At 63.2% G+C, this 11,219-nt stretch carries 8 protein-coding genes; 4 read left to right on the top strand and 4 right to left on the bottom strand.

Annotated features, from left to right (window positions below; genetic code table 11):
• Window positions 1-2,518 (bottom strand): efflux RND transporter permease subunit (locus V7D69_RS07030; RefSeq protein WP_333605419.1); only part of this gene is annotated, 2,518 nt, incomplete at its 3' end.
• The gene (locus V7D69_RS07025; RefSeq protein WP_324063796.1) at window positions 2,515-3,777 is read right to left on the bottom strand and encodes an efflux RND transporter periplasmic adaptor subunit; all 1,263 of its coding nucleotides are present in this window, start codon (window positions 3,775-3,777) and stop codon (window positions 2,515-2,517) included. The genes V7D69_RS07030 and V7D69_RS07025, both read right to left, overlap by 4 nt.
• 70 nt (window positions 3,778-3,847) lie before the next feature.
• Here V7D69_RS07025 and V7D69_RS07020 point away from each other — a divergent pair, with 70 nt between their 5' ends.
• Together V7D69_RS07020 and V7D69_RS07015 are read left to right on the top strand one after the other, a co-directional pair.
• A complete protein-coding gene (locus tag V7D69_RS07020) occupies window positions 3,848-4,804 on the top strand; it encodes a glycosyltransferase family 2 protein (RefSeq protein WP_333605418.1) in 957 nt (318 codons plus the stop codon).
• Window positions 4,789-5,625: a ChbG/HpnK family deacetylase gene (locus V7D69_RS07015; RefSeq protein ID WP_324064167.1), complete on the top strand. Its 837-nt coding sequence runs from the start codon at window positions 4,789-4,791 to the stop codon at window positions 5,623-5,625. Before V7D69_RS07020 ends, V7D69_RS07015 begins: the two co-directional genes overlap by 16 nt.
• On the opposite strand, the gene V7D69_RS07010 is transcribed toward V7D69_RS07015, so the two are convergent.
• Window positions 5,622-6,608, bottom strand: a complete 987-nt coding sequence (locus V7D69_RS07010; protein WP_333605417.1) for a CorA family divalent cation transporter — start codon at window positions 6,606-6,608, stop codon at window positions 5,622-5,624. The genes V7D69_RS07015 and V7D69_RS07010 overlap by 4 nt on opposite strands.
• 189 nt (window positions 6,609-6,797) lie before the next feature.
• On the opposite strand from V7D69_RS07010, the gene msrB reads away from it, so the two are divergent.
• Both msrB and V7D69_RS07000 read left to right on the top strand, forming a co-directional pair.
• Window positions 6,798-7,196, top strand: a complete 399-nt coding sequence (gene msrB / locus V7D69_RS07005) for a peptide-methionine (R)-S-oxide reductase MsrB (protein WP_333605416.1) — start codon at window positions 6,798-6,800, stop codon at window positions 7,194-7,196.
• A gap of 159 nt (window positions 7,197-7,355) precedes the next feature.
• On the top strand, window positions 7,356-9,563 hold the full coding sequence (locus V7D69_RS07000) for a transglycosylase domain-containing protein (RefSeq protein ID WP_333605415.1): 2,208 nt from the start codon (window positions 7,356-7,358) through the stop codon (window positions 9,561-9,563).
• A gap of 80 nt (window positions 9,564-9,643) precedes the next feature.
• Here V7D69_RS07000 and V7D69_RS06995 read toward each other — a convergent pair whose 3' ends face one another.
• A complete protein-coding gene (locus V7D69_RS06995; protein WP_333605421.1) occupies window positions 9,644-11,200 on the bottom strand; it encodes a Do family serine endopeptidase in 1,557 nt (518 codons plus the stop codon).
• Between the last annotated feature and the right edge of the window lie 19 nt (window positions 11,201-11,219).

Raw genomic sequence — 11,219 nt, 5'->3', positions numbered from 1 at the left:
TTCCCAGGTCGCGCCCACGCACGCTGAACTTGATCGGAATGTAACGCTCCTGGTGTTCGCGATAGATGAACGAGGCGCCGGAGGTCAGCCGCACGTTCGCCACTTCCGACAGCGGCACCTGGATCAACCCGTTCCCGTCAGGCGCAGGCGCCCCGATGGTGATCCGGCGAATGGCATCGATCGTGCCGCGCTGTTCCGGCCGCAGTCGCACCACGATCGGAAAGTGGCGGTCCGTCCCCGGTTCGTAAAGTTGCGCGGGTGAAGAACCGCCGATTGCGGCGGCCACCGTCTGATTGACGTCATCAGGCGTAAGCCCATAGCGGGATGCCTTGGCAAGATCGACGTCAATCCGCACGGTCGGCTGGCCGAGCGACTGAAACACGCCCAGATCTTCGATCCCGCGCACTTTGGCCATTTCCGCCTTGATCGCATTCGCGGTCTTTTCCAAGACCGCCAGATCGGGGCCGTAGAGCTTGATCGAATTGGCCCCTTTCACGCCGGAGGCCGCTTCCTCCACGTTGTCCTCAATGATCTGCGAGAACGAAAATTCGACGCCGGGATACTTGTTCTGAAGCTCGGACGACATCTGGTCGATCAGCTTCTCTTTGGTCATGCCGGACGGCCATTCTCCGTGCGGCTTAAGCGGCACGAAATATTCCGCATTGAAGAAACCGGTCGCATCGGTGCCGTCATCCGGGCGGCCGTGTGCGGACAGCACTGACACCGCCTCGGGATAGCGGGCAAGGTCTCGCCGCACCGCATTCACCAGCGGCTGCCCCGCCTCGAGGCTGATCGAGGGCGGCAGACTGGCGCGGATGTAGAGGTTCCCCTCCTCCAGATGCGGCAGGAACTCGATGCCGAGAGATCGCACGCCCACTAACGCCACTACCAGCGCCAGCGCCGCGCCCCCGAAGGTCAGAACGCGGTTCGCCTGGGCAAAAGCGGCGGCGGGCTCATAGCGACGGCGCAGCCAGGCGACGAGGCGGGTCTCCACTTCCGACAGCCGATCCGGCAGGAGGATTGCCGAAAGTACCGGAGCCACCGTGAAAGTCGCGATGACGCCGCCGGTGATCGCATAGGCATATGTCTTCGCCATCGGCCCGAAGATATGACCTTCCACGCCGGTGAGAGTGAACAGCGGAATGAAGCTGGCAATGATGATCGCGGCCGCGAAGAAGATTCCGCGGCTCACCTCCGAACCGGCGTGCAGGATGGCGCTCAGCCGGTTGGCCGGCGTATAGTGCCCGCGCCCGGCCTCTACCGCCGCAGAGCGTTCAACCATGTGGCGGAAGATATTCTCCACCATGATGACGCTGGCATCGACCACAAGCCCGAAATCGAGCGCGCCTACCGAAAGCAGATTGGCGCTCTCTCCCTGCGCAACCAGGATGAGCACCGCGAAGGCAAGTGCAAACGGAATCGTCGCCGCGACGATCAGCGCGCTTCGAAGGTTGCCGAGGAATATCCACTGCAGCGCAAAGATCAGCACGATCCCGGCCAGCAGGTTCTCCATCACGGTATGCGTGGTCAGGTGAATAAGGTCGGACCGGTCGTAAATCCGTTCCAGGTGCACGCCTGGCGGCAGCACCCCGGAATCGTTGATTTCGGCCACTTCCTTCTGCACGGCCTCGATCGTCGGCATGGACTTGGCGCCGCGCTGCATCAGGACGATGCCCTGGACGATGTCATCCTGGCCATTGTAACCCGCAATGCCCAGGCGCGGCTCATTTCCGATCGAAACTTTCGCCACGTCCTTCAGCAACACCGGCGCACCGCCTGCCATGCCGACCAGCACGTTCTCAATGCCTGACGGCGACTGGATCAGGCCGACGCCGCGCACGATCGCGGCCTGGGCGCCGAAGTTGATCGTCTGCCCGCCAACATTGCTGTCGCTCTTGCCGAGCGCCGCCATTACCTGAGAGATCGTAACCCCGTGCGCCACCAGCCGGTCGTTGTCGACCGTAACCTGATACGTCCGGAGCTTGCCCCCCCACCCGGTGACGTCAATAACGCCGGGAATACGCTTGAACCGTCGCTGGAGCACCCAGTCCTGCAGCGTCTTGAGGTCCATCACCGAATAGCCGGGAGGAGCAACGATGCGATAGCGATAGATCTCGCCCACCGGGCTGGTAGGCGAAAGCGTGGGCTGAGCGCCGCCTGCAAGAGGGGGAAGCTGCGACAGGCGGTTTATCACCAGCTGCTGCGCTTCCTGAAAGTTCAGATCGTAGGAAAACTGGACCTTAACATCCGAAAGACCGAACAGCGAAATCGCGCGGACAGTGGTGAGATGCGGTATTCCAGCCATTGCGACTTCGATCGGAATCGTCACATTGCGTTCCATCTCCTCAGCCGAAAGACCTTCAGTCTGAGTGACGATTTCGACCATCGGCGGAACTGGATCGGGATAAGCCTCGATATTCAACGCGGCGAATGCAAAGCCGCCCGCGACAAGCACGGTCGCGAAAATGGCGACGATCAGCAGCCGCTGACGCAGCGCAAAGCCGAGAATGCGATTCACGAGCCCATCCCGGCTTCATTGACGAAGATAGCGCCACCGGTCACCACGGTCTCGCCGGACCTTAGCCCGCTGACGATCTCCACCCGGCCGCCCTGCTCATCCCCCGTGCGCACGCCCCTCGCCTCAAGCCGGTGATCCGGACGCAATATCCAGAGCCGGGCGCTGTCACCCTCGTGAATGACGGCAGTGGCCGGCACGTAAAGCCGGGGCTCGCTCGTCATGTGACGGATCGTAAGGCTGGCGAACATCTGCGGCTTCAGCGCGTGATCCGGGTTGGCGATCGTCGCGCGGACCGGCAGGCGGTGCGTCGCCGGATCGATCCCGGCGCCTACGGTATCGATCGTCGCATGGAACACGCGTCCGGGATAAGCCGGCGTCGTCACGTCGACGCCGTCACCGACATGAGCGGCGGACGCATCGCTTTCCGGCAGCTGGGCGACAAGCCAGACCTTCGTGGGGTCAGTGATAGTGAAGACCGGCTTGTCGCCGCCCACCTGAACGTATTGGCCAGGCGATACGTCGCGAGTTGCGATGGTGCCCCCGATCGGCGCGTGGAGCGTGGTCACCTCATGCAGGCCGACCACTTCGCGCACGCTTTCCAGCCGACGGATTTCGGCGCCCGACTTGCCCAGGATCGCAAGCTTATCACGCGCAGCACCCGTTGCGGCTTCCGCACTGCGTTCCTGCGCCTGCGCGGCGGCGAGATCAGTCTGGGCCTGCTGGTAATCCTTGCGCGCACCGCCGGCCGTTTCGGCGAGAGCCTTCGCCCGCTCCGCATTACGCTCCGCATTCAATAATTGCGCCTGCGTCGAACGCAACGTGGCCTCGGCCGCGAACAACGTATTTCGGGCATCCACAAAGTCGCTGGTGCGGATCATCAAAAGGGGCTGCCCCTTGGAAACGACCCGTCCCGTATCGACTAGCACCTGCACGACCTGTCCGGAGTAAGGCAGCAGCACAGGCGTGCTCAGATCGCCGTCCGCGCTGACCGTACCGGTGGCCGTCGTCACGCTTCCGGTAACGCTGGAGCCGATGCGCTCAAGCGAAAGCGATCGAAGTTGCTCTGCGGTGGGGCGAAAGGTTCCCGGTGGATCGGCAGGCGCCGGCGCCGGCGCATGATGGAAAAGGCCAGCGACCAGCCAGATGACAAGCAACACGGCAGCCAGAATGCCTGCCGCGATGGCAAGTAGCCGTATTTGCGCGTGGCGGGGAAGGCGGACCGGATCGGCGGCGGGGGAATCATGGATCGGCACGGACATGCGGCAACTTTCGTGAAGCGACCGCGCGCCTAGGATCGCTGCCTTACATCCTGCTTACAGCAAACCGCGAATGCCCGAATTTGCAAATGAGGTTCAACGACCGCTGCGCCGTCTTTGGGAAAGAGGAGCGGCAATGATTCACACCGAGGTCAGATATCCACCGGGCGCAATCACGGGAAGCGTCCGTCGAAAAGCAAGTCAAGATGTCCGTTCCGGCGACGATGGCGAGCGCTGGACCGTGGTAATACCCTTTCATAACGAGCGGACCTTTCTGCCGCTCGTCCTAAGAAGTATCGCGACACAGCATGAACGTTTGAAACTCATTCTGGTCGACAATGCCTCTACCGATCGCAGCAGCGAGCTTGCCCGCCAATTGTGCGACGACCTCGGGCTAAGCGCCACTCATGTGCGCGAAGCCCAGCCCGGCAAAGTGGCCGCGCTGCAGCGCGGGCTGGAAGAGGTCGCGACCGAGTTCGTCGCAACGTGCGACGCCGACACTTTTTATCCTGCTGATTATCTTACCGTTGGGCAGCGCCTGCTTTCCACGCCTGGGGCCGTCGCAGCCATCGCCGCCAATTGTGATCTTGGCGCGGCCGGATGGGCCGCTCGCATGGCCGGCCTGCGCTTGTCTCTCACGGCCAGGCTGCTGCAACAGCAATGCCTGAATGGCGGCGCGAGTCAGGTGTTCCGCACATCGGCATTGCAACGCTGCGGCGGCTTCGATCCAGCGATCTGGAACTGGGTTTTGGAAGATCACGAAGTTATGGCCCGGATCGCCCTGCACGGCCAGATCGCCTATGGTCGCGATTTCCTGTGCCATCCCTCACAGCGGCCACGTTCGGTCAACTGCACGGGCTGGACCTTGATCGAGCAAGTGCGTTATCATGCCACTGCCCCTTCGGAACGCGTGGCCTATTTTCATGAGTTTCTCGCCCCCAGACTGCGAGCACGCGCACTGTCGAGCGAGAGGCTGCGTCGCCAGGACACGGCCTCGCTGGAGCGTGATGTACGGTGTCTTCACGGTTGATTCTTTGCGCTGACGATTTTGCGCTGACTCGGGAAATCAGCACGACAATCGCCGCCCTCGCCCGAAAAGCCTGTCTCAACGCGGTGAGTTGCATGGCTGCGATGCCTAACTGGGCCGACGATGCGCGAATGCTTGAAGGTATCGAAGAGGTTGAATGCGGCGCCTTCGGCCATGTCCAGGTCGGCCTGCACCTGGTTCTCACCAGCGAGCGCCCCATCACGCGGATGTCCTGCCTCGATCAGGAAGGAAAGTTGCCGGGGCCGGACAGATTGCTGTTGCTGCTGCTGGCACGGCGGATCGACCTCGCCGAGTTCGCTCTGGAAATAGACCGCCAATTCGAAGCCTTTGTTCGCGCACGCGGCTGCCCTCCCGCCTTCGTGGATGCCCATCAGCATGTCCATGTCTATCCCGGTATGCGGCAGCTGGTCATCGCGGCGGTGAAGCGTCACGCGCCCGACGCCTGGGTTCGCGTGCCCGCCGACGGAATATCTCCCATGCTGGCGCGCCCCTTCCGCGCGAAGGCCGTGGGCTCAACGCTGCATTCGCTGGGTCTGTGCCGCGCCCTGGCCCGAGCAGGGATCGCCGCCAATCGGAGCTTTGCCGGGCATTACGATTTCCGGGGCTCCTACGCAGACCGCCTGCCCCGATTTCTCGAACATGGATCCCGTGCGCATCTGGTCATGTGCCACCCTGGCGCGGGCCTCGCTCCCGGCGACTCCATCGCGGCCGCGCGCATAGAAGAAGCGCGGGTTCTCGGGCAGATGACGCTCGCCCAACGAATAGCGGAACTGTCGCAGGACGCACCGCGCCGATCAACCTAACGGAAGAACCCTCGTCCTCGCAGGAACACGTAAGTCGCCAAGGCAAAGGCCGCGGCGATCAGACTGGCGCCGATGGTGCCGCCATGACCCGTCAAGGGCAGGTCGCCGGTGTTCATGCCGAAGATACCGGTGACCAGCGTGGTCGGCAGCAGCAGCGCGGTCATGACGGAAAGAATGTAGAGGTTCTGGTTCATCCTCAGGTTGGACTGGTCGTTGATCTCATCGCGCACGGCGCGAAGCTGGCTCATCACGCTTTGGATATCGCCGTCCACGCCATGCACGCGTTGCGACAGCTTTTCCACGGTCGGCAGGATCGTGCCCGGCAGGTCCTGGTCAAGTTCCAGGCGGCGAAACACGCTCTGCATGCCTTCCAGCATGCGGTGGAGCTGAGCCAGGCGGCGGCGAATGTCCATCAGGCGATGGCTGTTCGGCACCTGTCGCTCCTCGACCAGCGCATCCTCGGCCACTTGGACTTCGGCGGACAGACTGCCGATCACGCGCCCGAAGTTTTCGAGGATGGCGCTTACGATCAAGTCAAGCCCCCGCGCCGGCGCGGTGACAATATCGCTTTCACGCAGCCGCCGCCGGGCAATATCCGCCGATCCGATGGGGTGGTGACGGGCCGAGACGATCAGATTCGGCGTTAGCACGATGCGCAGAGCCCCGATGCGGCCGGTATCGCGCACGTCGAAGTCCCGCTCGAAGTCGTGAAGCACGCAGGCGACCGTTTCCCCCTCCACCAGCGCGCGCTGATGCTTGTCCTGCGAGAGCAGTATCTCGCGCGCGCCGGGTAAAAGCTCCGGCGTCGTCTCGATCCATAGCCGCGTCCCATGATCGGCAAGGTTAAGATGGAGCCAGCGCAGGAAGCCGGTATGCGGACTGTCGCAATTGTCGACGTCACGCCTTTCGCCCGCCGCGAAGTCGATACCCCAGATCAGACCGGGTCCCTGACGGAGCGCGATCCTCTCATGCGGTTGCTCCATCGATCTTTTCTCCATTGTGGGCGGCGACATTCCAGAAGATCTTGGACTTGCGCCAATTTCGAGGCGACTCTGCCTGGCCGGTGCGGGTTAGCACGAAATTGTCTGCGTTCGAGAGCGCCTCCGACATCCGCTCACTCTGGAAAACCTCTTTCGCCGCCGCCATATCCCGGCCGCAAGGAGAACGACGCGATGACTGACAAGCTCAACCTCACGGAAGCCGAATGGCGAGCGAAGCTTTCCTCGGAGCAGTACCACGTCCTGCGCGAAGCGGGCACGGAACGGGCGTTCACCGGCAAGTACGAGGGCAACAAGCAGCCCGGCATGTATTTCTGCGCCGGCTGCGGCGCGCAGCTGTTCTCCTCCGAAACGAAATACAATTCCGGATCGGGCTGGCCCAGCTACACCGCGCCCGTGGCCGGTGAAGCGGTCGAGGAACACCGCGACATGTCGCATGGCATGATCCGTACCGAAGTGACCTGCGCGAAGTGCAGCGGCCATCTTGGCCACGTCTTTCCCGATGGTCCAGGGCCGACCGGGTTGCGGTACTGCATCAACAGCGCTTCGCTGGATTTCAAACCCGAGGAATAGATCGCGCGGTTCGCGGCCGGCAAACGAACGATCCCACGCATCTTCGACGGACATCGAAGGCATACCGACGATCACCGTTAACCTCGGGTTACAAATCCCCGTGCAAAGTGTAGGAGCGACCGGACATCGGTGTCTGCAAGAGGGGTTTGCACCTAACACATGGCCAAAGATTCCGGCCGGAACCGCAACTCAGGCGGTTCTTCCTCGACATCTCAGAAAAAACCGCTCTGGCTGCGCATGGTGCGCGGGCTGTTCGTGTGGGGCTTCGCCGTGGCGCTGCTGGGGGCGATCTTCCTGGGCGCGGCGGTATTCTTCACTGAGCGGGAGCTGCCGGATTACAACGCGCTCAAAAGCAGCCAGAACGGCCAGATGATCGTCGTGCGCGCGCGCGACGGGTCGGAACTGGTCTCTCTGGGGCCAAGCTATGGCAAGTGGCTACCTTACGACCAGATACCGCAAGTGATGAAGGACGCCATGGTCTCTGTGGAGGACCGGCGCTTTCGCGATCATCCCGGCGTCGATCCAATCGGCCTCGCCCGCGCCGTCTATGTCTCGCTAACCACGGGTGGGCGCGCCAAGGCGACATCTACGATCACGCAGCAGCTTGCCCGAAACATTTTCCTCAACAACTCCCGCTCGTTCACCCGCAAGGCGCGCGAGGCGGTGTTGGCGCTGGCGCTGGAGCGCAAGTTCGGCAAGGACGACATTCTCGAGCTTTATCTCAACAAGGTCTATTTCGGCGGCGGCGCTTACGGCATCGATGCGGCCAGCCGCAAGTTCTTCGGCCATTCGGCCACTCAGCTGTCGACGGCGGAAGCGGCGATCATCGCGGGCCTGGTGAAAGCGCCCTCAAACTACTCGCCGACCGCCGATATCAATGCCGCGATCGATCGCGGCAAGGTCGTGCTTGACCTGATGGCCAAGAACGGCGCCATCTCAGAGGCAGAGGCGCAGAATGTAGACTTTACCCATGTCAACATCGCCAGGGAAAAGGGACAAAATTCGGTCCGCTATTTCACGGATTGGGCATTGCCGCAGCTCGACATGCTGCTGCCGCAGACCACCGAGCCGATCGAGGTCTGGACCACGCTCGATCCCGCCATGCAGCGGGCGGCGACGGCGGCGGTGGACAGTAACGTGCCCAAAGGCGCGCAGGGCGCACTGGTCAGCGTGGATCGCGACGGCGCCGTGTTGGCAATGGTGGGCGGCACCGACTACGTGAACTCAAATTACAATCGCGCCACCGCCGCCGTGCGCCAGCCCGGCTCGGCCTGGAAACTGTTCGTCTATCTCGCCGCGCTGGAAGCCGGATATACCCCGGCAGACCGCGTGGTGGATGAACCGGTGACGATCAACGGGTGGAGCCCGCAGAACTCTGGCCGTTCCTATGCGGGCGCAATCGATGTCCGCACCGCTTTCGCTTATTCCAAGAACACTGTCGCCGCGCAGCTTGGCAATGAGGTCGGCTTCGGCACGGTCGCCAGCATGGCGCGCCGCTTTGGCATCACAACGCCGATCAACACCCAGCCGGCCATGGTGCTGGGAACTTCCGATGTGCGCCTGATCGACATGACGCGCGCCTTCGCGGCGGTTTCCGCCGGCGGTACTTCGGTGGAGCCCTATGGCATCATAAAGGTGACGACGACTTCGGGCGAAGTGCTTTACCAACACAAGTCCGTGCAGGGGCAGGTTCTGGTGCCGCCTAACGTCGCGGCGGGCATTACCGACCTGCTGCAGACCGCCGTCGCTACCGGCACCGGGCGCTCCGCGCAGATCGGAAGGCCGGTGGCAGGCAAGACCGGCACGACCAGTTCGAACAAGGACGGCTGGTTCCTGGGCTTCTCCAGCGGGATCACCACCGGCGTATGGATGGGCCGCGACGACGCGAGGCCCGTACCCGGCCTTTCGGGCGGCCATGCTCCGGCGCGGGCCTTTGCCGATTACATGAAAGTCGCCGTCGCCAACCGCCCGGTGCAAGAGTTCGACACCAAGCTGCAATTGCCTGAATGGCAGCTGGAACCCGACGACGAGCAGCTTCAAGGCAATCCGGACGATTACTATTACGTTGACGAGAACGGCAATCTGGTGCGTCCGGAGAACGGTACGCGTCCGGATGGCCAACCGCGTTACGAGGATGGCTCCGTGGGACCTGGACCAGGCCCCGGAACGCCGCAGGTTCCCGATTACGGCCCTCAGAACGGACCCGGCGCGCCGCCCGCGGCGGGCGAGGACTTCCTTAACCGGGCCACCGGCCAGGACAACCGCGCGTCCGATCCGGGACTAAGGGCGGGGCAAAATGCCGCCACGCCGCAATCGCGCCCCTCACCGCGTCCGGCGCCGACACGCATCCCTCCAATGGCGCCCTGAAGCGACAAAGGCCAGCCCCAACGAAAACGCCCGCCGGTACGAACCGGCGGGCGTTTTCGTTGGGGTTCGTGATATTTGCGTCAGCGCAAGCGGACGGGCACGAAGATCGGAGACTGCCCGCGTGGCTGAACGCGCAGCAGGATCGCGGCGCGGCCATCAGCCTTGGCAGCCTTGACCGCCGTTTCAAGGTCCGCCTTCGTTGTCACTGGCTGACCGTTCGCGGCAAGGATAATGAAACCGCGGGCGAAGCCCTTCTGCCCGGCATCGGAACTCGGGTCCACCGCGACGATCACGACGCCGCGCGTACTGTCCGCCGTGCCGAGCTGCCGCGCGATCTGCGGAGTGAGCGGTGTGACTGACATGCCCAGCGACTTTTCGACCAACCCCTGCTGTTGCGGCTGCTGCTGGTCGGACCCGCCGTTGAAGGCATCGTTGTCCTGATTGCCGTCAGGGTTGAAGCCCTGCTGCAGTTCGTCGTCGCTCGGCCGCTTGGCGACGGTGGCGGTCACGATCATCTGGTGGCCGTTGCGAAGCAGCTCGACCGGAATGCGCGTGCCCGGCGCGGTATTGGCGACGAGATACGACAAGGTCTGGTCGCGCGTGACCTCCTGGCCGTTCACCTTCACGATCACATCGCCTGCCTGGATGCCGGCCTTGGCGGCCGCGCCATCCGGCTCGACGGCCTGGATGAACTCGCCCTTGTTGTGCTCGAGACCCAGCGAATCCGCGAGGTCATCATTCAGCGGTTGAATGCGCACGCCCAGATAGCCTCGCTCGATCGCCTCGCCCCGGATCAGTTTCTGGACGATCGGTGCGGCGGTGTCCGCCGGGATTGCAAAACCAATGCCGACGCTGCCGCCGGTGGGCGAGAAAATCGCGTTATTGATGCCGATGACCTGTCCGTTCATGTCGAACATCGGTCCGCCCGAATTGCCGCGGTTGATGGCGGCGTCGGTCTGCAAGTAACGGTCATAGGCGCCGCCATTGCCGGTGTTGCGATAGACCGCCGAGATAATGCCCGAGGTCACCGTGCCGCCCAGGCCAAACGGGTTACCGATGGCGATGATCCAATCGCCTACGCGCGCGTGCCGCGAATCGCCGAATTTTACGAAAGGCAGCGGTTTCTTGGCGCTGATCTTCAGAACCGCGAGGTCTGAGGCCGCATCCTTGCCCACCAGCTTGGCGGGATATTCGTCTCCATTGGACAGGGTGACGGTGATCGACTCGACCTCTCCCTTGCCCTCAGCGGTGATGACGTGATTGTTCGTCACCACATAGCCATCGGCCGAGATGATGAAGCCGGAACCCAACGATTGCGCCTCGCGCGTCTGATTGCCGCCGCCCTGGCCTTGGCCCTGGCCCTGGCCGCCGAACAGCCCTTCGAACGGGGTGCCGGCGAAAGGATTGTCCGCCGCTTGCACCTGGATCCGTTGGCGCGTCGAGATATTGACCACCGCCGGCGCGAGTTGTTCGGTCAAGTCTGCGAAACTGGCCGGCGCGCCGGATCGCGGAACGACCTTGGATATCTGGCTCGCTTCGTTCTGAGCCACTTGCGCCCCGGCCGGATAGCCGGTCGCCAGCGTCAGGGTGGCGCCCCCCAGCAGGAGCGCTGTCGTCAGTCCATAAGCATATCGCACGGGCTTCACGTCCTTTGAT

It is taken from the genome of Novosphingobium sp. (genome assembly GCF_036733805.1).
Lineage (GTDB): Bacteria > Pseudomonadota > Alphaproteobacteria > Sphingomonadales > Sphingomonadaceae > Novosphingobium.
This window is presented reverse-complemented; position numbering and strand designations above follow the sequence as displayed.